We start from the raw sequence: 23217 nt of genomic DNA, 5'->3' as shown, positions 1-23217 counted from the left end.
CACGGCATCGAGTCGGGCCGGCACTGCGCCCAGGTTGATCAGTTCTGCGCGGGTCCACAGGGCGAGTTGGTTCGGTCCCGGCTTACGGCTGATTCGCCTCACCGCTGCCTCCTGACACCCCGCCGGTTTGAAGATCGGCGGCCGGTCGCCGCCGTTCCCTCGCCCTTGCCGCACTTAGCGCCGGGTCGTCGGGGTCAAGGGTGGGCGCTTGCGCCCATCGCGGAGCGACGCCGGAGGCGCCCTTGATGCCGGCGGCCCGGCGCTAAACGATCTCGGGCGAGAGGGGCGCGGCGCTGGTGACGCGCTGGTGCCCGGTGGCGTTGACGGTTCTCGCGCCGCCGGCGGCCGGCGCTCCCCAGCCGGGCTGGTGCGGTGCCTGCTCGCCCGGCCGCCGGCCGGGAGCGGAGCGGTAGGCCGGTGTGCCGGGCGGTGCTGTGGTGATCCGGTGCCAGCGTGAGGGGCGGGACGCGCGCCGCCGGCGGCGGCGCGCCTTGATCCTCTAGAGCTGGATTCGGCAGCAGCTAGATCAGTGCTGTGCTGGTGTCGGCGCTGCACTCGGTCCTCTGGGGTCATGGATGCAAGAGTGACGGTCGGGGTGTGGTGGGTCGACGCGGTACCTAGGGTTAGGTGCGTGGACCTCATGGCATGGGCGCATGACGTAGCGAGCGAACGGCTGGCGGAGGCGCTGCCTCGCCGGTGGGTGCATGTGCAGGGGGTGGCGGAGAGGGCGACGGAGGTCGCGAAGCTGTTCGCGGAGGATGCTGACCTTCTCGTGGCGGCGGCCGTGTTGCATGACGTGGGGTACGCGCCGGAGCTGGCGGTGACGGGGTTTCATCCGCTGGACGGGGCGCGCTTCTTGCGGACGACGGACGCGCCGGCGCGCTTGGTCAACCTGGTCGCGCACCATTCGTGCGCCTACCGCGAGGCGGAGTTGCGGGGGCTGTCGGCGGAGCTGGCGGAGTTCACCGACGAAGAGACGCCGCTGCGGGACGCGCTGTGGTGGGCGGACATGACGACCGGGCCGGACGGGCAGCGGCTGACGGTGCACGAGCGGATCGCGGAGATTCAGAGTCGCTACGGGCCGGATGACCTGGTGACCTGGTTCATTCGCCAGGCGAAGCCGGAGCTGGTGGCCGCGGTGGAGCGCACCGAGGCACGGGCGCGCGCGGCCGGGCTGGTCACCACGTGAAGTAGGCGCTGGGTCGGTTCTGCATGGCGTGCTCGATGCGGAGCCGGATCGACGGGTGGATGTTCAACGCGCCCAGGTCGCCGGGCTCGACCCAGTGGACTTCCTTGGACTCGCTGCTCGTGCGCAGCTCGCCGCCGACCGGCCGGGCGCGGAAGCAGATCGAGAACTCCTGCCGCACCTCGCCGTCCGAGTACGCGATGACGTGGGCGGGGTCGGTGTAGACGCCGATGATCTCGGTGGGTTCGACGTCGATCCCGGTCTCTTCTTTGACCTCGCGCACGACGGTGTGGCCGATGCTTTCGCCGAGGTCCTGGGCGCCACCGGGGATGCTGTACAGGTCGTTGTCGGTGCGCCGGATCATCAGCACCCGGCCGGCATCGTCCTGCACGAACGCCGTCACAGCGACCACGATGCTGTTCGCCTTCGGGGCGTTGGGGTCCTGGTAGTAGTCCACGCGCGCCATGACTTCCTGCCTACCACCTCGGCGGGCTGGCCGTGTTCCACACGCTGTCGAAGCTCTCCGAGTAGGTCTCAAACAGGTCGCCGCCGGAGAGCCGGCGCAGGTGCAGCACCGGGGCGTGTGCGGCCATGAACCCGTAGACGTGCGTGTTCACCAGCATCTCGTCATCGAAGCGGTAGATCGAGTTGTAGAGCGTGGTGCGGTGGCACCGGATCTCCACCCCGGGCTCCCCGTCTAGCGGCCGGTAGAACGCCAGGGCGTTACGCACCTTGGCCGCCAGCGTGGTCTTGCCGATCCCCTCCTCCTCGCTGCGCCGCGCGACCTCCCGGCTGGCGGGGTCACCGACCAGGATTCGCACCTTCGCGCCGGCCTGGGCCTTGGGCCGCAGCGTCCTGATCAGCGTGGGGTTGTCGGTGAGGAACATGCCCGAGTACATCAGCACCTCGATGTGCTCGGCGGCCTGCTCGAGCAGGCGCGACCACAGGTCCTGCGGCACCGAGTGACGGTGCGGGTAGACCTTCACGACCTCGGAGCCGCCGATCTCGGCGACCCGTTCCGGGGCCACGGCGTCGGGCCACAGGTAGTTCTCGGTCTCGCGCACCATCGCGGCGATGGCGTGGCGGTGGCGCGGGTAGGGCGTGCGGCCCGTGGTGATCCACCGCTCGACGGTCTTGGGGTCCACGCCGATGGCCTTGGCCACTTGGTCGAGGTCCAATCCGTTGCGCAGTAACGCGTCTCGTAGCCGTTCGTTCGGCACTTCCCCACCCCCGGGACGACTTGGGACGTCTGGAAGCTAACAGAGGACGTCCCGAGATGTCCCGCTATGCGGTGCTCGTGTCCTCGATTTCCGCCGAAAGTCGTGGGTGTCGACAACGCCGGGCACAAGGTCCCGGCCGACACCGAGGACATGGAGAACGAGATGGCAATCCCGGGCGGGGCGCGGTTCCCTGTGGCGCACGACCAGGTGTTTCCGAAGGGCGCGCTGGTGATGGGCGTGGAGCCGGTCATGCGGTTCCAGACCGCCGAGGATCGGGCGCGGGGCCGCGTGCAGGAGCAGGAGACCGACAAGGAGACCGGCGAGCGGCTGTGGGCGGTCACGGTGATCGACCAGTCCGCCGAGCGGAAGGCCGACGCGGTGGTCACAGTGAAGATCGCCGCGCCGCACCAGCCGGTGCCGCCGGAGGCGATCCCGGGCACGGACCTGCGGCCGGTGGTCTTCGAGGGGCTGACGGTCACGCCGTGGATCGACGACAAGGCGTGCCGCCCGGCCGGGCCGGGCGACAAGCACCGCTGCCGGGCGCGGATGGGCTACAGCCTGCGGGCGCGCGAGATGAAGCCGGTCAGCAACAGCGGTGGCGCCTCCAAGACCACGGCAAAGGCCGCGTGACCGGCAATGCGGGAGCTGGTGAAGGTGCACGTCTCCCAGGACGTGCCGATCCGGTTGCAGTCGCTGGGGTTCGCCGACCGCGTGGAAGTGCGCTTCGGCAAGGCGTTCCCGGTGGCGCTGCTGGTCGATCGGGCCGCGCTCGACCGGTTCATCGAGGTCTTGCAGACCGGCCGGGACGAGCTGGACGCGCAGTCCAAGGAACGGGGGTGAGCTGGTGGGCTTCAACGTGACGTGCTCGCCGGGGCACAACGCCGAGGCCGGCATGGTACAGGTCGCGCCGGGAATCCACGCGCTGATCCTCTACCTGGACCCGGTCAACGTGGCGGTGCAGGTCCCGCCGTTCCCGGAAGGGCCGAAGGTGCTGGCGCGGTTCTGCCGGCAACTGGCCCGGGAGGCCACGCGGTTCGCGGACCTGCTCGACCCGGCCTGGCCGAGCGAGAACACCGGCCGGCACACCCTGATGACGCAGGACGAGCCGGGACCGGGGGTGGGGTGATGGGTCAGGTCTTCCGCGACGTCACCAACCGGGCCTATGCCGCCACGGTCCGCCGCGAGGCCACGGTCGAGCTGCTGGGCCGGGAGTGCGGCTACCTGGTGCTCGGCTTCCGGGACCAGTGCGGCCCGATTCACCTGGTCATCGGCGAGGACTGCGCCCGCCGCGCGGCGGAGCTGATCCGGGCGACGCTGTCCTACCCGCCTACGCCGCCGGGCGGTGGTGTCTGAGTCGGCGCGGGGGCGGGTGTCCGTTGGTTGGTCGCCCCGGTGGCCCGTCCCGCGCCACCCACCCGCGAGGGAGTGGTGCCCGTGAGGCTACGAACCCTGCTCGGCCGGCGGAAGGGACCGGACCCCTACGCCGAACTGCGGCCCCTGCGGCTGCGGATCGTTTTCCGGGTCTGCGCCGGGAGTTGCGGGCAGACGACCTGGATGCCCGCACAGGACACGCTCTGCCGGGACTGCCGCCGGCGGCGTGACCGGTGCCGTGCCTGGCAGCGAGACCGGCGCGGACGGGGAGGTGAGAACACGGCGGCCCGGTTGGCTCGGGCGCTGCACGCGCTGATCTGACACGCGGGTCGGGGCGGTTGCTGGCTGGGAACCCGGCCGCCCCACCCGCAACAAGTCCACAAGCGACAGAAAGACCACGGAAACCGCAAAGGGGTCACGTGGCGAGGAAACGCGTGCCCATTGCGGTGCCGGGAAACGAAGGGCGCAAAGGCGGTGCTGGCTGGGACCCGCCGCCTCTGCGCCGTTCACCACCACGCGATGCGGAGTGAACAGCGATGAGCCTAGAGCCTCGTACGGGGGCAAGCGCAACCCCATCCCACCGAAAGGCACGCCGCTGCCCGCGGTGCCAACGGTTCGGCACCTTCGCGCCGAACTCCGTCGTCTGTGACCGCTGCGCCGGCGCGCTGCCGCTGGTGTTCGTCACGGTCACCGTCGCCCTGGTCGGAGCGGAGCGGTGATGGACGGACACACCCTCGGCGTCCTGCTGCTCGGCGGTGCCGCACTGGCGGTCGTGATCTGGGTTCTGCACAAGATCGGCCGTGCCCTGCTGAGCCTGGCCGAAGCCCTGGCGTCTGTCGCCGTCGTCTTCCTCGCCCTGTGGTTCCTGCTCAAGGGCGTGATGTGGTTGGTGCGCCAGCTCGTCACACATCCGCGTACAACCGGGACAGCCGTCGTTCTCGGGGCTTGGTGCCACTGGCTCGGCTGGCCGTCCCTCGCCGCTACGGCCGGATCGGTAGCGATGGTGCTCGCCGTGTGGTGGCGGGCCGACGTGGTGTCGTTCGACCGGTGGGCGGGCCACCGGCTGCGGTCGTGGTGGCAGCGCTGGACCGTCTACGCCCCCAAGCTGCCTGGTTGGCTGCACGCCTGCGGCCTGTCCTTCACCGAGGACACCGCGCCACTGATGGTGACGGTCAACCTGGTGGGCCGCAGGAAGGTTCGCCGGGAACGGCCGGCGACCGCCGTGCGGCTGCCCAAGGTCGTCGGCGTCAGGTCCGGCCCGTCGTGGGATGAGGTGCGGGTGCGGCTGGTGCCGGGACAGAAGCCGGAGGACTACGACGAAGCCACCCGCGCTCTCGCCTCGGCCCGGCGCGTGACCCGCTGCCAAGTCCGCGAGATCGCACCCGATGTGGTGTCGATCGACTTTCAGCGGCGCAACCTGCTCGCCGACCCGGTGGCCTGCCTCGACCTCGACGACCTGGCCGGCGTAGCGGGCTCGGCGGTGGACCTGCGGCGGGCGTTCGCCGGGCGCACCGAGTACGGCCAGGCCTGGCACCTGCCGCTGGCCGGGGCGGCCAGTCACACCCTCACCGCCGGGGCGACGGGGGCGGGCAAGAACTCGGTGATGTGGTGCCCGCTGGTCTCCATCGCCCCGGCCATCCGCGACGGCTTGGTGCGCCTGTCGGGGATTGATCCGAAGGGGATGGAGATGGCCTACGGCCGGCGCATCTTCACCCGCTACGCGGTCACCGGCCGCGACGCCCTGGCCGTGCTGGACGACCTGGTCGACGCCATGGACAAGCGCAAAGCGAAGTTCGCCGGCCGGGTCCGCTCGGTGCCGATCTCCCCGGACCACCCGTTGGAGATCGTGGAGTTCGACGAGATCGGCGCGCTCACGAAGTACGCCGACCGGAAGACGCGCGAGGCCATTACCGAACGGGTCGCGCTGTTGACCACACAGGGCCGGGCGCTCGGGTTCACCGTGCGGGGCTATGTGCAGGAGCCGACCAAGGACACGGTGCCGGTGCGGGAGCTGTTCCCCCGGCGGATCTGCCTGCGGGTCACCGCCAAGTCCCACGTGGGGATGGCGCTCGGGGACGGCGCGTACGAGCGCGGAGCCTGGGCGAACCGGATCGGCGAGTCCGAAGCCGGGGTCGGCTACATCTGGGGCGAGGGCGTGCGCGAACCGCTGCGGGTCCGCGCGGGCTGGGTGCCCGACGACACGATCAAGGCACTGGAAGCCTTCGTCACCGGCGATTCCAGCGACGCACTGGCTCTCCCGGCTGGGTCGGCCGACTCCAGCGAGGGGGGTGCGGCGGCATGACCACGATCACCCACTGCCAGCGGATGCGGGACATGCTGGCCTTGTTGGAGGTGATCCGGGCGCACCTGGCCGCGTACCCGGTGGCCGCGCCGGTGAACGTCAGCGCGGACGTCTTCGACGGCCTGGTGTCGGTGCAGCTCGGCGAGACGGGGTTGTCTGCCGTGGCCGAGGGGCTGCTGTCCTGGGCCGACACCCTCACCGACTGCACGGCTGAAGCGTGGCGGGTGCCGCACGGCAACAGCGTCCACCTGCTGATCAACGGCCGGGCTGCGGCTGCGGTGGCGGTGCGGATATACGGCGCCGTCGCCTATGACCCGGCCATCTTCCCCGGCCTGGCACCCGGCGACCGCCAGGCGCTCCCGCTCGACCGGTTGCGCGGCCGGTGGGGAGGTGCGGCGGCATGACCAACACCGCTGCCCCAACCGTGGTGGGCTCGTTGCCCGGCGATGTGGCCGGGCAGACACGGGCCGAGCGGATGCGCCAACCCCTCGCCCTGGACGTGGCCAAGGCGGCGGCGGAGCTGCACGGGGTGTGTGTGCGGCCGTTCACCATGGAGGTGGCCGACCCGGACACCTACGAGGTGCGCTACGTGGCCGTGCCCTGCGGGTCCACGGTCGAATCGGTCTGTGGGCCGTGTGCCCGGAAGGCGCGGGCGCTGCGGATCGCCCAATGCCGGGAGGGCTGGCACCTGGCCGAGGAACCCGACTTCACCCCGGAACCGCCGAACGCCGAACAGACGGCCATGGTCGCCTACCGGGCCGACCTGGTGAAGCTCTACCGCCAGGCCGAACGAGACGGCGAAGCCGGGCACGCCGACGAGCTGCGGGAGGCCATCCGCGAGGCGGATGCGGAACTTCGGCAACTCGGCGTCCGCGGCCACCTGCCCTCCCCCGACGCCCCGACGACCCGGCCGCCCCGGCGGTCCACGCGTCGGCGGCAGGACGCGCCGAACCTGCCCCGGCGGCGAGTGGCCCAGCGCACCATCGGCCGCGAATACGCCGGGAAGTATCGGCCGTCGATGTTCGTCACCCTCACTCTGGATTCCTACGGGCGGGTGCGCGAGGACGGCACACCCGCCGATCCGGCCGGCTATGACTATCGGCGGGCGGCCCGGGATGCGGTGCACTTCGCCTCGCTGGTGGATCGGTGGTGGCAGAACCTCCGCCGGGTTGTCGGTTGGGACGTGCAGTACTTCGCCGCCGTCGAACCCCAACGCCGCGGCGCACCCCACCTGCACACCGCGCTGCGCGGGTCGATCCCGCACGAGGTGATCCGCCAGGTCACCGCGGCCACCTACCACCAGGTGTGGTGGCCGGCGCACGACGAGCTGGTCTACTCCGGCGACCGGATGCCCGTCTGGGACCCTGAGCGGCGCGCCTTCGTGGACCCGGACATCCGGCAGGCGTTGACTGCGTGGGAGGACGCGGTAGCCGACCTCGACGAGCCGGCCCACACGGTCGTCTTCGGGGCGCAGGTGCACTCCAAGGGCATCCTCGGCGGCACCGAGGAAGCCGGCCGCCACATCGGCTACCTGACCAAATACCTCACCAAGTCCATCGGCGAGGTGGTCGAACAGCACACCGCCGCCCAATACCAGCACGCGGACCGGCTGCACGCCGAACTGGCCATCACCCCGTGCTCGGAACGCTGCCCCGTCTGGCTGCTCTACGGCATCCAACCCAGGGGCGCGCACTCCCGGATGACGCCGGGCCACTGCAAAGGCCGCGCGCACCGGAGGGAAACCCTCGGCCTGCCCGGCCGGCGGGTCCTCGTCTCGCGGAAGTGGTCGGGCAAGACGCTGGCCGACCACAAGGCCGACCGCAAACGGTTCGTCCTGGACGCCCTCGCCGCCGTAGGGATCGCCAAGCCGCAGCGGGACACCTCCCGGTTGATCTGGACCAAGGTCCAACCCGGAGACCCGAAGGTCCCGCCTCGGGCGCATCTGCTGCTGCACGCGATCGCCGAACGCATCCGGTGGCGCGCCGAGTACGACCGCGCGCTACTCGCCGCTGCCGGGCCACCGGACGACGCCGATGTTTCGGCAATTCCACATGCGGCGTGATCACTGGGGGAGAGATGAGCGCGAAGGAAAGCCCGTGGGCGGTTGATCGCTCTCGGTTGATGACAGTTCGTGAGGTGCTGGACGAGTTGGGCGGCACGGTGTCGCGTGACACCTTCTACCGCTGGCGCCAGCTCGGCGTGGCTCCGCCGGCGTTCCGGCTGCCCAACGGCGAGTTGCGGATTCGGCGCGGTGACTTCCTCAACTGGCTGGATGGCCTGCGGAGTGATGCCGCGTGAACCTGACCTACAACGTGCGCTTTTGGGAGATTCAAACCAAGAAGAACCGTCGTCGCCCGTACGGCGTGCGGTGGATCACGGCTGGCCGGGAGCACCAGGAGTGGTACGCGACCAAAGCACTGGCGAACAGCCGGCGCTCTGAGTTGATCCAGGCTGCCCGAAAGGGCGAACCGTTCGACGTGGACACTGGCCTACCCGCGTCGATGGTCCGGGAGGAATCGGACCGAACCCTGCTGGATGTCGCACGTGAGTACGTCGCCGGCCTCTGGGCGGACGCTCCGCCGACGACCCGGAAGACGGTGGTGGACTCGCTGGCGGGGCCGCTTGCTGCCTTCGTCCGCGATCCGGACAGCGGGCCTGAGTTCGCAGTGCTGCGGCACCTGTTGGTGAGTCGGCTGCTGCCCCCGTCGGGCGATGACGGCGAGTTGACCGGCGACTTGGCTGCGGCCGCGCACTGGTTGGAGTCGGCGTCACGGCCGGTGGCAGACCTGACGGACAAGCCAACTGCTCGCGAGTTCCTTCGATCGTTGAGCCTGACCACGCGCGGCCGGTCGGCGGCTCCGTCCACGGTGCGTTCTCGGCGGGCGAATGCGTACGGGCTGCTTCAGTACGTCGTGGAGGCGGGCCTACTCGACGCGAACCCGCTGGCCGGGCTGAAGGTGCAGCGCGAGCATGTCACCGACGTGGTGGACCCACGGGTCGTGGTGAACCCTGCCCAGGCGCGGCAACTGCTCGCCGCAGTGACCTATGTCGGTACCCGGGACCCGGACCGGGGTCGGCGGCTACTCGGGTTCTTCGCGTGCTTGTACTACGCGGGCCTGCGTCCGGCTGAGGCACTGGCCCTGGGCGAGGCGGACTGTGACCTCCCGAGCGAAGGGTGGGGTGAGCTTCTGCTCTGGCGGTCGCTGCCGGCCACGAACAGCAGGTACACGAACAACGGTGCCGTTCACGAGCAGCGCTCGCTCAAGCGACGGGCCGACCGGGAGGTCCGGCCGGTCCCGATTCCCCCGGCCCTGGTCGCGATCCTGCGGGAACACTTGGACCGGTACGGGACAGCGGCGGATGGCCGGCTGTTCTCCGGGACACGCGGGGGAGTGGTCCCGGCCTCGGCCTACCACCGTGTGTGGCACGCCGCGCGGTTACTCGGCCTCTCACCCCAGCAGGCCGCGTCACCCCTCGCTCGGCGACCGTATGACCTCCGCCATGCCGCGGTGTCAACGTGGCTCAACGCCGGGGTCCCGGTCACCGAGGTTGCCGCTCGCGCGGGGCACTCCGTCGCCGTGCTGCTCAACGTCTATGCGAAGTGCATGGACGGGCAGCGCGAGCACATCAACCGGAAGATTGACGATGCGCTCCAATGATCCAGTGTCGGTGGCGAGCAAGGCCCACGGACTCCGCGTCCCGTGGGCCTTGCGCCGTTTCGGGACACCGGGCACGCTGGACGGACGTCGGGTGGCATTACTGCAGGTCAGGAGCTTTGTACTTGTCCCGTGGCTGTCCCGTGGACGCTGCCCGTCACTGCCAGACGGACACAGACGGTGACGGACCCTCGAACGCGGTGGCGGGCGCGTTCTTCCTGGTGAGGGCGCATCTCGCCTGGTCGGCGCCGTTGATCAACCAAGCCCGAGGAAGCGCGCAAGAGCTTCTACGAGATGCTGCCCCCGGGCGGCGGGGACGGCTGAGCCGAGCATCCCGGCGACGTGGTCACGGCACGCGTTGACCAGGCACTGAGCTCTTTCAGCGTTGCGGCCGGTGGCCTGGGTCGCGGTGGTTCGAGGGCGGTGTCTCGGAGCCGGGAGCGGTCGGCTGCCGGCCTCCTGCCGGGGGTAAGGGCGCCCGGCGCTCGTTGCCTGGCTCGTCCGGCGCGGTCCGGTTCCGCTCGTCGCCTGTCCTGCCGTCCGCGCCCTCCGCCGGGCGCCGTTCCCGCGTGGGCTGGTCGCGGGGCGGCGGCACCGCCCGGACGGCACGGTCGCGCTGGGCGGCGCGGGCCCGTTCCAGCCGCTGCCACCTGCGGCGCTCCCGCCGGGTCATCTTCGCCGGCCACATCTCCTCGATCGCGCTGTTGAAGTGGGCGCCGATCACGATCGCCAACCCGATGAAGAAGGTGAACAGCAGGAACGCGATCGGGGTGGCCAGCGCGCCGTAGGTGTAGCCGGTGGTGGTGATCCAGCCGATGTAGAGCCGCAGCCCGATGCTGGACAGCAGGAAGACGATCATGGCCAGCGCCGCCCCGGGCAGCCCCCGGTGCCAGGGCAGCTTCCTCGGCAGCGCCACCCTGTACAGCGTGGCCAGCGCGAGGACCAGCAGCACCGCGGTGGCCGGGTAGTAGAACGTGCCGATCAGCACGCCGACCGTGGGCTGCCAGGAGTCCGGGAACACCCGGGGCAGCAGGCCGGGGCCGAGCGCCAGCACCGGCAGACCCACCACCGCGACGATCAGCCCGACCAGGTACAGGCCCAGCGCGAAGAAGCGCTGCAGCACCGCATGCCGCACCCCGTACTGGCCGTAGGCGACGGTGATCGCGTCCACGAACGAGGCGATCGCCGAGGACCCGGCCCACAGCGAGATGATGAAGCCCAGCGAGATGATCTCGCTGTGCGCCTTGGTGAGGATGTCCGCCACGGTCGGCGCGATGATCTGCTCGACCACGTTGCGGCTGAACACCGTGCGGGAGAAGTCGAGGATCCGGTCCTGGACGGCGTGCACCACCACCGGGCCGAACCAGTCGCCCACGAAGCCCAGGCAGCCGAGCAGCGCGAGCAGCAGCGGCGGCAGGGACAGCGTCTGCCAGAACGCCGCCTCGGCGGCCTCGGAGAAGATGTTCCCGTCCCAGGCCTTCAGGACGGTGCGCACGACCAGGTCGCGGGCGCGCCTCCGGGTGGTGGACTCACCACTCGGCGGCGTGCTCGACCCCGACTCGTCACGCTGCGCACCCATCTCAGGGCCAAGCATGTCGCATTCGGAGGCCGCGCGTGCGACGGGTCCCACATCCCGCCGACATGTCGTGGCGTGCGCGGTGCGGGCGGGTCGCACCGGGTAGGCTCGGTGTCCCCGCCGGCGCGCCGGGCGCGGCGGCGGGCAGCACCGCCCTCACCGGGTACCCGCGACGAACGCGGGCGCTGCCACCCTCGGCAGCCCAGCGGTGGGGGCGTTCGTGTGCGTGACATCCGGTGTGGCGTCCCAGGAAGGAGCGGAGAGTCCGTGGCCCAGCCCGACTCCCTGGCCCCGACCGAACCGACGGCCAGCCCCGCGTCCCGGCCGCTGCGCTCCTGGCAGCGCCGGGCGCTGACCAAGTACCTGGCCAAGCGGCCGAAGGACTTCCTTGTCGCGGCCACTCCCGGGGCCGGGAAGACGGCGTTCGGGTTACGGGTGGCCGCCGAGTTGCTGGCCGACCGCACCGTCGAGGCGGTCACCGTGGTCACCCCCACCGAGCACCTCAAGCACCAGTGGGCGCAGGCCGCGGCCGCGCACGGTATCCCCGTCGACGGGAACTTCCGCAACACCACCGGCGCCACCTCGCGCGACTTCCGCGGCGTCGCCCTCACCTACGCGCAGGTCGCCGCGCATCCCAGCCTGCACCGGGTCCGTACCGAGAACCGCAGGACCCTGGTGATCCTGGACGAGATCCACCACGCCGGCGACGCCAAGTCCTGGGGCGAGGCGGTGCGCGAGGCGTTCACCCCGGCGGTGCGGCGGCTGGCGCTGACCGGCACGCCGTTCCGCAGCGATGACAACCCGATCCCCTTCGTGGAGTACGAACCGGACGGCGAGGGTGTGCTGCGCAGCCGCGCCGACCACTCCTACGGCTACGCCGACGCGCTCGCCGACGGCGTGGTCCGGCCGGTGATCTTCCTTGCCTACTCCGGCGAGGCGAGCTGGCGGAACAGCGCCGGGGAGGAGTTCTCCGCCCGGCTGGGCGAGCCGATGACCGCCGAGCAGGCCGGGCGGGCCTGGCGCACCGCGCTGGACCCGGCGGGGGAGTGGATCCCCGCCGTGCTGCACGCGGCCGACGTGCGGCTGTCCCAGCTCCGCGCGGGTGGCATGCCGGATGCCGGCGGGCTGGTCATCGCCTCCGATCACGAGTCGGCCAAGGCATACGCGCAGATCCTGCGGCGCACCACCGGGCACGAGCCGGTCGTGGTGCTCTCCGACGACCCGAAGGCCTCGGACCGGATCGCCGAGTTCGCCGACTCCGACGAGCGCTGGCTGGTCGCGGTGCGGATGGTCAGCGAGGGCGTGGACGTGCCCCGGCTGGCCGTCGGGGTGTACGCGACCAGCGCGTCCACCCCGCTGTTCTTCGCCCAGGCCGTCGGCCGGTTCGTCCGTGCCCGCGCCGCCGGGGAGACCGCCAGCGTGTTCCTGCCCAGCGTGCCGGTGCTGCTGCAGCTGGCCAGCGAGCTGGAGGCGCAGCGGAACCACGTGCTCGGCAAACCGCACCGGGAGAAGGCCGGCTGGGACGACGAGCTGCTCGCCGACGCCAACCGCACCAAGGACGAGCCCGGCGAGGAGGAGCGCGCGTTCACCGCGCTGGGCGCCTCCGCCGAACTGGACCAGGTCATCTACGACGGCAACTCGTTCGGCACCGCGGCCTTCTCCGGGTCCGCCGAGGAGCAGGACTACCTCGGCCTGCCCGGCCTGCTCGAACCGGAGCAGGTGCGGGCCCTGTTAAGGCAGCGCCAGGAGCAGCAACTCGCCGAGGCGAGCCGGCGGAAGCAGGCCGAGCCGGAACCGGCCCCGGCGGCGCCGGCGCGCCCGGCGTCCGTGCAGGAGCGGCTGGCCGGGCTGCGCCGCGAGCTGAACACCCTGGTCGCGCTGCACCATCACCGAACGGGCAAGCCGCACGGCGTGATCCACAGCGAGCTGCGCAAGTACTGCGGCGGACCGCCCACCGCGATGGCCAGCGTGGAGCAACTCGAGGAGCGCATCGCCACGCTGCGCTCGTGGTGATCCCGCCCGCCACCCCCGCGCTCACCAGCCGGAACGCGGGCCGCCGGGGTCCGGGGCGCCGTCGAGGCGCTCGAGCGGTGTGCGGCTGTTCGGAGTAGCCGGGGATGTCCGGTCTCGGCTGGTTACCGGTCCGTTGCCGCATTGTGTCGTAAGAGGCGGTCCTGTACCGATTCAGTCGGCTATTCATGACCTTGCCGTCGACTTAAGTTGTGGCGCACAACATTTCCCGGTGACGCAGACCACGGCGGTCCACCGCGAGCCGGGGAGTTCACCAGAAGGGGACGCGGATGCGCAGGAAGACCCTCGCCCTCGTCGCAGCGGGTGCGGGCACGGTGCTGGCCCTCGCGGCGTGCGGCAACAACAGCGGCGGCGGCGCCGCGGGCGGCAGTTCGAACGGTGCCTCGGCCGGTGGTGGCCCGAAGGTCGGCGTGATCCTGCCGGACACCAAGTCGTCGGCCCGGTGGGAGAGCTTCGACAAGCCGCTGCTGCAGCAGGCGATGCAGGCCGCCGGTGTGGATGCGGACATCCAGAACGCCCAGGGCGACCCGCAGAAGTTCGCCACCCTGGCGGACGGCATGATCCAGCGGGGCGTCAAGGTGCTGATGATCGTCAACCTCAGCTCCGAGGGCGGCGCCGCGGTGGAGAAGAAGGCACAGGCCGCCGGCATTCCCACGATCGACTATGACCGCCTGACCCTGGGCGGCACCGCCGACTACTACGTGTCCTTCGACAACGTCAAGGTCGGCCACCTGCAGGGCCAGGGCCTGGTGGACTGCCTGAGCGCGAAGAACGCCCCGAAGGGCGCGAACATCATCGAGATCGAGGGCTCGCCCACCGACAACAACGCCACGCTGTTCCACCAGGGCCAGGAGCAGGTGCTCAAGCCGAAGTACGACTCCGGCGACTACAAGCTGGTGCAGAGCCAGCCGGTGGACCAGTGGGACAACCAGAAGGGCGGCCAGCTCTTCGAGCAGATCCTGACCTCCAACGGCGGCAAGGTGGACGGTGTGGTCGCGGCCAACGACGGCCTGTCCCTCGCGGTGATCACCGTGCTGCAGAAGAACGGGCTGAACGGCAAGGTGCCGGTGACCGGCCAGGACGCCACCGTGGACGGGCTGAAGGCGCTGCTGCGCGGCGACCAGTGCGTGAACGTGTTCAAGCCGATCAAGCAGGAGGCCGAGGCCGCGGCCAAGATCGCGATCGCGCTGGCCAAGGGTGACAGGTCCGCCGCCGACCAGGTGGCCAAGGCCAGCTCGCACGACCCGCAGGGCAACCGCGATGTCAAGTCGGTGCTGCTCGACCCGATCATGATCAAGAAGCAGGATGTCAAGCAGGTGATCGACTCCGGCGAGGTCAAGGCCAGCGACGTGTGCTCCGGTGACGTGGCGCAGCTCTGCCAGGCCGCCGGCATTCCGGCCAGCTGATCCCGGCGCCCGCCGATGGTCTGCCGCGGTGGGGTTTTCGTCAGCGTCGACGAGAGCCCCGCCGCGGTTTCCACCGTGTCAGGGCGCGACTCGCGAACGAAGGAGGGAGATGTCCCGTGGGCGAGCCGATCCTCGAACTGCGTGGCGTGAACAAGAGCTTCGGTCCGGTGCATGTGCTGCACGACGTGGACTTCACGGTGCGGGCCGGCGAGGTCACCGCACTGGTCGGTGACAACGGTGCCGGCAAGTCGACGCTGGTGAAGTGCATCGCCGGCATTCATTCGATGGACTCCGGCGAGGTGCGGTTCGCCGGCAGCCCGGTCCACGTACACGGCCCGCGCGAGGCCGCCGCGCTCGGCATCGAGGTCGTTTACCAGGACCTCGCCCTGTGCGACAACCTCGACATCGTGCAGAACATGTTCCTCGGCCGGGAGCAACTGCGGGGCGGGCTGCTGGACGAGGCCGAGATGGAGCGCAAGGCCAGGCAGACGCTGGCCTCGCTGTCGGTGCGCACGGTGAAGTCGGTACGCACCCTGGTGTCGGCGCTGTCCGGTGGGCAGCGGCAGACCGTGGCGATCGCCAAGGCGGTGCTCTGGGAGAGCCGGGTCGTGCTGCTGGACGAGCCGACCGCGGCGCTCGGCGTGGCGCAGACCCGCCAGGTGCTCGACCTGGTCCGCCGGCTCGCCGAGCAGGGCCTCGGCGTCGTGCTGATCAGCCACAACATGGCCGACGTCTTCGAGGTGGCCGACCGGATCGCCACGCTGTACCTGGGCCGCATGGTCGCCGAACTGCCGGCCAAGGAGGTCACCCACAGCCAGGTGGTCGAGCTGATCACCGCCGGACGCTCCGGCGACCTCGGCATGGCCCGACCGGAAGCTGCCACCGTTTGATGACCGCCCCTTCATTGTCTACTTCGGACCGGCGCGCGACCCGCGCCGAGGACCGCTTCTCCGCGAGGACGAGAGCATGACCGACATTCCCGCCGGCACCGCCACCGGCACCCCACCCGACGACCGCGCGGCCCGTGGCGCCGGCCAGGCCCCGGGCCCGTCCCGGCCGTCCGGCGCGATCTCCGACTTCGGCATCGACACCACCTCCCGGTCAAGCGGCGAGGCGGTCCGCGACTACCTGGCCCGCGTGCGCGGCGGCGAGTTGGGCTCGCTGCCCGCGGTGCTGGGCCTGCTCGCGCTGGTCGTCGTGTTCAGCGTGCTGTCCGGCGACTTTCTCACCCTGGGCAACATCGCCAACCTGCTCGCCCAGGGGGCGGGCACCACGGTGATCGCGATGGGCCTGGTGTTCGTGCTGCTGCTCGGCGAGATCGACCTGTCCGCCGGCACCGCGTCCGGTGTCACCGCCGCGGTGCTCGCGCTGCACCTGGTGCGCGACGGCAACCTGCTTGGCGGCATGGGCAGCATGGTGTTCGCCCTGTTCATCGCCGGCCTGCTGCTCGCCGTGGTGCTGGCGGTGGTGGCCAGGATGTGGGCCGGCGCCGCCATGGCCGCCGTGGCCATCCTCATCTCCCTGCTCGGCCTGCCGGCCAACCCGTGGCTGGAGATGCTGCTCGCGCTGTGTGTCGGCGCCGCGATCGGCTCGCTGACCGGGTTCCTGGTGGCCAAGGTCGGCATTCCCTCCTTCGTGGTCACCCTGGCGCTGTTCCTCGCCTGGGGCGGCGTGGTGCTGCAGTTCATCGGCGAGGGCGGCACCCTCGGCCTGCGCAACGACGTGCTGTTCGCGGTGGCCAACGGCAACCTGTCCACGCTGGGCAGCTGGGTGCTGTTCGTGGCCGCCGGTGGCGGGTACCTCGCGGTGGTACTGAACCGGCACTACAGCCGGCTGCGGCGCGGCCTGGTCGCCCCGCCGACCGGTCTGGTGCTCGCCAAGGTCACAGCGATCCTGGTGCTCGGCGCGGTGGCCACCTACCTGCTCACATTGAACCGCTCGCACAACCCGTCGGTGGTGATCAGCGGCGTGCCGTACGTGGTGCCGATCGTGCTCGCGCTGCTGGTGCTCGGCACGTTCGTGCTGGACCGCACCAGCTACGGCCGGCACCTCTACGCGGTCGGCGGCAACCGGGAGGCCGCCCGCCGGGCCGGTATCGATGTGGCCAAGGCGCGGATGAGCGTGTTCGTCATCTGCTCCTCGGTGGCCGCCATCGGTGCGATCATCTACTCGTCCAAGGTCGGCTCGGTCGACCCGCAGGCCGGTAACGGGAACACCCTGCTGTTCGCCGTGGGCGCGGCGGTGATCGGCGGAACGTCCCTGTTCGGTGGCAAGGCACGGGTGCGGGACGCGGTCATCGGTGGCGCCGTCATCGCCGTCATCAACAATGGTCTCGGCCTGCTCGGCCAGGGCGCCGCGGTGGTGTCCATCGTGACCGGTCTGGTGCTGCTGCTCGCGGCGAGCGTGGACGCGCTCTCCCGGCGGCGGGCGGCGGCCGGCCGGTGAGTGGACAAGCCGCGAGCCTGTTCCCGAACCGGGGCACCCACGGTGAGGAGGGTTCGGGAACAGGCACCGAGACCGAGGGAGTGAGGTGACCAGCACGCCGACCGCGGGAACGCGACCGGACGACGTCCGCAGGCACAACCGCACCGCGCTGCTGCGCCGGCTGCACGTGGCCGGGCCCTGCACGCGCGCCGCGCTGGCCGCCGAACTCGGCCTCAACCGGAGCACGATCAAGGCGTTGGTGGACGGCCTCGCCGCGGCCGGCCTGGTGGCCGAGCGGCTGCCGGTGCAGCGCAGCGGCGCGGGCCGGCCCTCGCTGCTCGTGCTGCCCCAGCCGCACGCCGCCGTGGTGCTCGCGGTGGACATCCGGGTGGAGCAGGTGGCCATGGGGCTGGTCGGCATCGGCGGGGAGATCCTCGGCCGGTGCAGCTGGAGCCTGCGGCGCGGGGCCAGTCACCCGACCGAGGTCATCACCCGGGTGGCGGACTCGTTCCGGCCGCTCGCCGAGGAACTGGCCACCGACGTGGTCGGCGTCGGCGTGTCCGTGCCCGGCGTGGTGCGCCAGTCCGACGGGCTGGTGCACGAGGCACCGAACCTGCACTGGACCGGGGTGCGGCTCGGCGAACGGCTCTCCGCCGTGCTCGATCTGCCGGTGAAGGTGGGCAACGACGCCGAACTCGGCGCGCTCGCCGAGCACGTGCGCGGGGCGGCCAGGGACGCCGCGGACATGGTGTACGTGTCGGCGGACGTCGGCGTCGGCGGCGGAGTGATCTCCAGCGGCTCGGCGCTGCGCGGCGCGGGCGGCTACGTCGGGGAGATCGGCCACATGGCCATCCGCCCGGACGGGCGGCCGTGCTACTGCGGCTCGAGGGGCTGCTGGGAGACCGAAGTGGGGGAGGCCGCGCTGTGCCGCGCGCTGGCCATCCCGGAGGATTCGCCGCGCGGTGCGGTGGTGGCCGAACTGCGCGAGCTGGCCGCCGATCCGGAGGTGGCCATGCGCCGCCTCGGCGAGTTCGCCGAGTGGCTGGCCCTCGGTCTGGTGAACGTGGTGAACCTGCTGGGTCCCGAACTGGTGGTGCTCGGCGACCTGTTCGCGGTGCTGCCCGCCGCGGTGGTCGACTGGGTCGGGCACGCGGTACGGGAACGCAGCCTGGTCAGCCGCGCCGTGGGGGGCACCCGGGTGGTCACCTCGCCACTGGGCCGGGACGCCAAGCTGATCGGCGCGGCCGAGCTGGCCTTCGAACCCGTGCTGAGCGCCATCTGACAGCCGGTTCTGGACTGGCCGGCGGTGACGAGCACGGGAACGCGCCAGGCCGCGTTCCGGGACACCCGCCGACCGCTGGCCGGACCCGCGGACGGCGGCGGGCGGGAACCCTTCCGGGTTCCCGCCCGCCAATGTCTTGATCCGAGTTGCTCCGCGCCGTCAGCCTTCCTGCAACTCGGCTGCTAGCTCACGGAGCTTGCCCTGGTGCTCCCGGGCATGATGCCCGCAGAACAGCAGTTCGCCGCCGGACGGCAGGATGGCGCGGACGCGTGCAGCGGCCCCACAGCGGTCGCAGCGGTCAGCAGCGGTCAGTTCGGGGCGGGTGAGTGTGGGCGTCATGGGTGTCTCTCCCTCCGTCCCGGCACCGGGGCCCGGTGCCCTCGATCCGGCTGCGACCACGGCGGCCTGGCTGGTCTGCAGTGCTCGCTGCTTCCACTCTTGCAGACGCCTGCGCGGTCGTCAGTGTTCCCATGCCGACCGCAATGCCCATCACACCGGAAACACCCGGATGCAGCACAACTGACGCCGGGGTGAATGTGATGTTGCCGACAAGAGAACCGGACGGCGTGCACTCAACCGTACATAACGCCGGCTCCCGGGCCACCCATGCCCCCACAGGGGTTCGCGCAGGGTGAACGTCGCTGTTCGTGGCCGGATGCCCCGACCGGCGGGTCAGACCTGCAGCGGGACCTCGTGGATCTCGTCGGCCGGGTGCCCGGTGCGCTGGTGCACGTGCTGCACGGCATCGGCCGAGGGCGCCTCGGACAGGCAGTACACGGTGCCGGTGGCCGGGTCCGCCCACGCGTTCACGAACGTGACGCCCTCCTCCGCCTGAATGGCGACGTCCGCCTCGTGGGCCTGCCGGAGTTCGTCCTCGGTGATGCCCACCATGCCGTGGTGGACGTCCATGAAGGTAGCCATGCGCCACCCCCTCGCGCGGCTGCGACGCCGGATGCGTCTGCACCGACCGTAGGGGCGCACCGCCGGCCTCGCCCAGGGACGTTCGGCCCGCAGCCGGAGCCGCGCTCCGGCCGCTCCCGCGGTCCGCGGCGGCCGGCGACCACCGCCGGTGGCACGCGAACGGCCCCCGACCCGGTGGACGCGGATCGGGGGCCGTCGACGCGTGTTCGCTTCAGTCCAGGTAGTCGCGCAGCACCTGGGAGCGGGACGGGTGACGCAGCTTGGACATGGTCTTGGACTCGATCTGCCGGATACGCTCCCGCGTCACGCCGTACACCTGGCCGATCTCGTCCAGGGTGCGCGGCTGGCCGTCGGTGAGCCCGAACCGCAACCGGACCACCCCGGCCTCCCGCTCGGACAGCGTGGCCAGCACCGACTGCAACTGGTCCTGCAGCAGCGTGAACGACACCGCGTCCACGGCCACCACGGCCTCGGAGTCCTCGATGAAGTCGCCGAGCTGGCTGTCGCCCTCGTCGCCGATGGTCTGGTCCAGCGAGATGGGCTCCCGGGCGTACTGCTGGATCTCCAGCACCTTCTCCGGGGTGATGTCCATCTCCTTGGCCAGCTCCTCCGGGGTGGGCTCGCGGCCCAGGTCCTGGAGCAGCTCGCGCTGGATCCGGCCCAGCTTGTTGATCACCTCGACCATGTGCACCGGGATGCGGATGGTGCGGGCCTGGTCGGCCATGGCGCGGGTGATCGCCTGGCGGATCCACCAGGTGGCGTAGGTGGAGAACTTGTAGCCCTTGGTGTAGTCGAACTTCTCCACCGCGCGGATCAGGCCCAGGTTGCCCTCCTGGATCAGGTCCAGGAACGCCATGCCGCGGCCGGTGTACCGCTTGGCCAGCGAGACCACCAGCCGCAGGTTCGCCTCGAGCAGGTGGTTCTTGGCCTTCTCGCCGTCCCGGATGATCCAGCGCAGGTCGCGGCGGAGCTGCGGGTTGAGCTTCTCGCCCTCGTCCTCGGCCTTGCGCATCCGCTCCGCGGCGTACAGGCCGGCCTCGATCCGCTTGGCGAGTTCGACCTCCTCCTCCGCGTTCAGCAGCGCGACCTTGCCGATCTGCTTGAGGTACGCCCGGACCGAGTCGGCGGAGGCGGTCAGCTCGGCGTCCTTGCGCGCCTGCCGCAGCGCCTCCGACTCCTCCTCGTCCCAGACGAAGTCCGCGTCCTCGGCGGCGGCCTCGTCCTCCTCGGTCGCGGCGACGTCCTCGACCAGATCGACTTCCACGTCGGCCAGGTCGACGTCGACGTCTTCGATGTCCTCGGGCTCTACCGTCTCGGTGACCTTGGCGACCTTGGGTGTGGGGGTGGCGGACTTGCCGGCCGTCCCGGTCTTCGACTTGCGCGGCGACCGGGAGGTCTTGGTGCCGGCCGACTTCTTCGTCCCGTTCGACTTGCCAGCCGTCTTGGTAGCGGTCGACTTGGCAGCGGTCTTGCGAGCCGGGGCCGCCTGCACGGCGTCCTCGGTGTCCGCGGTGGCCCGGGTCTTGCTACCCGAGGCGGCCTTGGCTGTCTTCGCGGCGCTCGCAACGGTGCTGGAGCGTCGGGTTGCGGGTTCTGCGGCTGCCACGTACGCCCTTTCGCAACGGTCGATCACGGCAGGCCGAAGGGCGCGAACCTCGGCCGCCAGCGTTCGGGGGAGCACCGGCCGGCCTTGAGCCGGCGGCACCGTTCCATTGTAACGACGTGCGCGGGGTCCGGTTGTGGCGAGCGCGCCGCGATGGCGTGACGGCCGGCGTTCCCGCAGCTAGACGCGTGGCCGTCGAATCGAAAGAGGGCACGCTCGCCAGCCCGCGGCGGCCAGGCGCGAAAGACCGTCGCCGATCACCGCAACCGGACCCGGCGCCTCACTGCGGGATTCCGGCCGCCGCGGCGGCGGCAGCGCCGACGATGCCCGCGTCATTCTTCAGCGCGGCGGGCACCACCTCGGTGCGTACCTTGAGCAGCGGCAGCCACTTCTCGGCCTTCTTGCTGACCCCGCCGCCGGCGATCACCAGGTCCGGCCAGATCAGGTTCTCCAGCACCTGCAGGTACCGGGACACCCGCTGCGCCCACTCCTCCCAGGAGAGGTCCTTCTCCTCCTTCACCGAGGCGGCGGCGCGCTTCTCCGCGTCCTTCCCGTCCACCTCCAGATGGCCGAACTCGGTGTTCGGCACCAGCTTTCCGGCCAGGAACAGCGCGCTGCCGATGCCGGTACCGAAGGTCAGCAGCACGACGACGCCGCCCCGCCCCACGCCGGAGCCGAAGCGCATCTCCGCCATGCCGGCCGCGTCCGCGTCGTTGAGCATCGTGACGTCGTCCGGGCGGCGGCCCAGCCGGGCGGCGAACAGCGCGGCGGCGTCGGTGCCGATCCACTTGGTGTCGATGTTGGCGGCGGTGAGCGCGGTGCCCTGCTTGATCACGCAGGGCAGGGTGATGCCGACCGGGCCGTCCCAGCCGAACTTCTCCACGACCTCGGCGACCGCGTCGGCCACCGCGTCGGGCGTCGAGGGCTGCGGGGTGGGCACGCGCAGCCGCTCACCGACCAGCACGCCCGCTTCCAGGTCGACGAGGCCGCCCTTGATACCGGACCCGCCGATGTCAACACCGAACCCGCGGGTAGTCCCCATCCCCGTGGTCCCTTCCTACTCGATTCAGTCCGTGGTGTGCCGAGAGGCTAGCTCGGTGTGGTCCGATAGTCCCGTGCGAGTCGAGCATGCGGAACTGTCAGGGTCCGAACTGCGCGATCTGCGGGCCGTCTCGGCCCGGGTGGCGACCGAGGCGGCCGAGCTGGTCCGCACCCGCAGAGTGACCGGTGTGGGCGATGTCGACACCAAGAGCTCCGAGACGGACGTCGTGACCGAGACCGACCGGGCCGCGGAGCGGCTGGTCCGCGACCGTCTCGCCGAACTGCGCCCCGGCGAACCCGTGCTGGGCGAGGAGGAGGGTGGCGGGGACGACTCCGCCGGCGCCGGCCTGTGCTGGGTGGTCGACCCGATCGACGGCACGGTCAACTTCCTCTACGGCTTCCCCTGGTACGCGGTGTCGGTGGCGGCGCAGGTGGACGGCGTCTCGGTGGCCGGCGCGGTGGTGGAGCCGCCCAGCGGGCGGGTCTGGACGGCGGCCAGGGGACTCGGCGCCGAGCTGGACGGCCGGCCGCTGCGCGCCTCCGCCGCGACCCGCCTGGAGACGGCCCTGGTGGCCACCGGGTTCGGTTACCAGGCGGCCCGCCGGCAGCGGCAGGCCGCCGCGGTGGCGGAGCTGCTGTTCCGGGTGCGCGACATCCGCCGCGCCGGAGCGGCCTCGCTGGACCTGTGCGCGGTCGCCGCCGGATGGTTGGACGGCTACGTGGAGCAGGGCCTGCACCGGTGGGACTGGGCCGCCGGCGCGCTGATCGCCGAGGAGGCCGGCGCGGTGGTGCGGCTGCCGGGCACGGATCCCGAGGGGATCGGCGCGCACACCCTGATGGCGGCCGCCCCGGGAGTGGCCACCGAGCTGCGCACCGCGCTGGTCGAATGCGGCTTCGGCGGCCTCTGACGGCCTGGTCCGGAACTGGACGGACCTGCGATGACGAGTAGGGGAACGCGCTGGGGCGAAGCCCCGAGATCGCGGGGGCGGGGCGCCCCGTCAGGAATAACCGGAGTCATGTCCCTGTCGCGCCCCGGCGACGCGATCGCGGCGCGCGTTCCGGAACAGGCACTGAGCTTGTTGTTTAACCTCCGGGTGGCGCGGCCCGACCCCCGGGTGATCATGGATGAAGCCCTTGGTTGATCATTCCTCTTGCGCCAGATGGAAGATCACAACCAAGGGCTTCAGTTGATCAGTGT

General features: G+C 71.2%; 25 protein-coding genes. 18 read left to right on the top strand and 7 right to left on the bottom strand.

Annotated features, from left to right (window positions below; genetic code table 11):
* Positions 1 to 583 precede the first annotated feature (583 nt).
* Entirely contained in the window at positions 584 to 1189 is a 606-nt protein-coding gene (locus tag FFT21_RS22865; protein ID WP_225978659.1) for an HD domain-containing protein, read from the top strand.
* Here the strand turns inward: FFT21_RS22865 and FFT21_RS22860 are convergent.
* Complete coding sequence (locus FFT21_RS22860; protein WP_137815990.1) at positions 1179 to 1652, bottom strand: NUDIX hydrolase; 474 nt, start codon at positions 1650 to 1652, stop codon at positions 1179 to 1181. The genes FFT21_RS22865 and FFT21_RS22860 overlap by 11 nt on opposite strands.
* A 10-nt stretch (positions 1653 to 1662) precedes the next feature.
* A complete protein-coding gene (locus tag FFT21_RS22855; RefSeq protein WP_137815989.1) occupies positions 1663 to 2406 on the bottom strand; it encodes a DUF5919 domain-containing protein in 744 nt (247 codons plus the stop codon).
* A 102-nt stretch (positions 2407 to 2508) separates the two neighbouring features.
* On the opposite strand from FFT21_RS22855, the gene FFT21_RS22850 reads away from it, so the two are divergent.
* The 10 genes from FFT21_RS22850 (at position 2509) to FFT21_RS22805 (ending at position 9738) form a co-directional block, all read left to right on the top strand.
* Complete coding sequence (locus FFT21_RS22850) at positions 2509 to 3036, top strand: hypothetical protein (RefSeq protein ID WP_225978658.1); 528 nt, start codon at positions 2509 to 2511, stop codon at positions 3034 to 3036.
* A gap of 6 nt (positions 3037 to 3042) precedes the next feature.
* Positions 3043 to 3246, top strand: a complete 204-nt coding sequence (locus FFT21_RS22845) for a hypothetical protein (RefSeq protein WP_137815988.1) — start codon at positions 3043 to 3045, stop codon at positions 3244 to 3246.
* A 4-nt stretch (positions 3247 to 3250) separates the two neighbouring features.
* Positions 3251 to 3532: a hypothetical protein gene (locus tag FFT21_RS22840; protein ID WP_137815987.1), complete on the top strand. Its 282-nt coding sequence runs from the start codon at positions 3251 to 3253 to the stop codon at positions 3530 to 3532.
* On the top strand, positions 3532 to 3759 hold the full coding sequence (locus FFT21_RS22835) for a hypothetical protein (protein WP_137815986.1): 228 nt from the start codon (positions 3532 to 3534) through the stop codon (positions 3757 to 3759). Before FFT21_RS22840 ends, FFT21_RS22835 begins: the two co-directional genes overlap by 1 nt.
* An 81-nt stretch (positions 3760 to 3840) precedes the next feature.
* Positions 3841 to 4098: a hypothetical protein gene (locus FFT21_RS22830; RefSeq protein ID WP_137815985.1), complete on the top strand. Its 258-nt coding sequence runs from the start codon at positions 3841 to 3843 to the stop codon at positions 4096 to 4098.
* A 397-nt stretch (positions 4099 to 4495) separates the two neighbouring features.
* Entirely contained in the window at positions 4496 to 6079 is a 1584-nt protein-coding gene (locus FFT21_RS22825) for an FtsK/SpoIIIE domain-containing protein (RefSeq protein ID WP_137815984.1), read from the top strand.
* Positions 6076 to 6483 carry a hypothetical protein gene (locus FFT21_RS22820; protein ID WP_137815983.1) on the top strand — a complete coding sequence of 136 codons (408 nt, stop codon included), beginning with the start codon at positions 6076 to 6078 and terminating at the stop codon, positions 6481 to 6483. Before FFT21_RS22825 ends, FFT21_RS22820 begins: the two co-directional genes overlap by 4 nt.
* Positions 6480 to 8141 carry a replication initiator gene (locus FFT21_RS22815; protein ID WP_137815982.1) on the top strand — a complete coding sequence of 554 codons (1662 nt, stop codon included), beginning with the start codon at positions 6480 to 6482 and terminating at the stop codon, positions 8139 to 8141. Before FFT21_RS22820 ends, FFT21_RS22815 begins: the two co-directional genes overlap by 4 nt.
* Positions 8142 to 8200: 59 nt before the next feature.
* Complete coding sequence (locus FFT21_RS22810; protein WP_137815981.1) at positions 8201 to 8377, top strand: helix-turn-helix transcriptional regulator; 177 nt, start codon at positions 8201 to 8203, stop codon at positions 8375 to 8377.
* On the top strand, positions 8374 to 9738 hold the full coding sequence (locus FFT21_RS22805) for a tyrosine-type recombinase/integrase (RefSeq protein WP_137815980.1): 1365 nt from the start codon (positions 8374 to 8376) through the stop codon (positions 9736 to 9738). Before FFT21_RS22810 ends, FFT21_RS22805 begins: the two co-directional genes overlap by 4 nt.
* Positions 9739 to 10114: 376 nt before the next feature.
* On the opposite strand, the gene FFT21_RS22800 is transcribed toward FFT21_RS22805, so the two are convergent.
* Positions 10115 to 11314 carry a YihY/virulence factor BrkB family protein gene (locus tag FFT21_RS22800; protein WP_225978657.1) on the bottom strand — a complete coding sequence of 400 codons (1200 nt, stop codon included), beginning with the start codon at positions 11312 to 11314 and terminating at the stop codon, positions 10115 to 10117.
* A gap of 264 nt (positions 11315 to 11578) precedes the next feature.
* Here FFT21_RS22800 and FFT21_RS22795 point away from each other — a divergent pair, with 264 nt between their 5' ends.
* The 5 genes from FFT21_RS22795 (at position 11579) to FFT21_RS22775 (ending at position 18454) form a co-directional block, all read left to right on the top strand.
* Positions 11579 to 13324 (top strand): DEAD/DEAH box helicase, encoded by a 1746-nt coding sequence (locus tag FFT21_RS22795; protein WP_137815978.1) that lies wholly within the window; start codon positions 11579 to 11581, stop codon positions 13322 to 13324.
* A gap of 287 nt (positions 13325 to 13611) precedes the next feature.
* Complete coding sequence (locus tag FFT21_RS22790) at positions 13612 to 14748, top strand: sugar ABC transporter substrate-binding protein (protein ID WP_137815977.1); 1137 nt, start codon at positions 13612 to 13614, stop codon at positions 14746 to 14748.
* 116 nt (positions 14749 to 14864) lie between these two features.
* Positions 14865 to 15638: an ATP-binding cassette domain-containing protein gene (locus tag FFT21_RS22785; RefSeq protein WP_137815976.1), complete on the top strand. Its 774-nt coding sequence runs from the start codon at positions 14865 to 14867 to the stop codon at positions 15636 to 15638.
* Between the two features lie 76 nt (positions 15639 to 15714).
* Positions 15715 to 17193 (top strand): sugar ABC transporter permease, encoded by a 1479-nt coding sequence (locus FFT21_RS22780; protein ID WP_137815975.1) that lies wholly within the window; start codon positions 15715 to 15717, stop codon positions 17191 to 17193.
* Between the two features lie 85 nt (positions 17194 to 17278).
* Positions 17279 to 18454, top strand: coding sequence for an ROK family transcriptional regulator (locus FFT21_RS22775; RefSeq protein ID WP_137815974.1), 1176 nt, complete (start codon positions 17279 to 17281; stop codon positions 18452 to 18454).
* 159 nt (positions 18455 to 18613) lie between these two features.
* Here the strand turns inward: FFT21_RS22775 and FFT21_RS22770 are convergent, their stop codons facing one another.
* The 4 genes from FFT21_RS22770 to ppgK form a co-directional block, all read right to left on the bottom strand.
* Complete coding sequence (locus tag FFT21_RS22770) at positions 18614 to 18793, bottom strand: DUF7455 domain-containing protein (protein WP_137815973.1); 180 nt, start codon at positions 18791 to 18793, stop codon at positions 18614 to 18616.
* Positions 18794 to 19126: 333 nt separating this feature from the next.
* Entirely contained in the window at positions 19127 to 19375 is a 249-nt protein-coding gene (locus FFT21_RS22765; RefSeq protein WP_137815972.1) for an SCO4226 family nickel-binding protein, read from the bottom strand.
* A 211-nt stretch (positions 19376 to 19586) separates the two neighbouring features.
* On the bottom strand, positions 19587 to 20981 hold the full coding sequence (locus tag FFT21_RS22760) for an RNA polymerase sigma factor (RefSeq protein WP_371856852.1): 1395 nt from the start codon (positions 20979 to 20981) through the stop codon (positions 19587 to 19589).
* 277 nt (positions 20982 to 21258) lie between these two features.
* Entirely contained in the window at positions 21259 to 22020 is a 762-nt protein-coding gene (ppgK, locus tag FFT21_RS22755; RefSeq protein ID WP_137815970.1) for a polyphosphate--glucose phosphotransferase, read from the bottom strand.
* Positions 22021 to 22093: 73 nt separating this feature from the next.
* Here ppgK and FFT21_RS22750 point away from each other — a divergent pair, with 73 nt between their 5' ends.
* On the top strand, positions 22094 to 22927 hold the full coding sequence (locus FFT21_RS22750) for an inositol monophosphatase family protein (protein ID WP_307722956.1): 834 nt from the start codon (positions 22094 to 22096) through the stop codon (positions 22925 to 22927).
* 108 nt (positions 22928 to 23035) lie between these two features.
* Entirely contained in the window at positions 23036 to 23161 is a 126-nt protein-coding gene (locus tag FFT21_RS30375; RefSeq protein WP_264081667.1) for a hypothetical protein, read from the top strand.
* Positions 23162 to 23217: the final 56 nt, after the last annotated feature.

It is taken from the genome of Gandjariella thermophila, from assembly GCF_005405885.1.
Taxonomy (GTDB): Bacteria; Actinomycetota; Actinomycetes; order Mycobacteriales; family Pseudonocardiaceae; genus Gandjariella; species Gandjariella thermophila.
The sequence above is the reverse complement of the archived record's forward strand: the minus strand, read 5'-3'. Positions and strand labels throughout refer to the sequence as shown.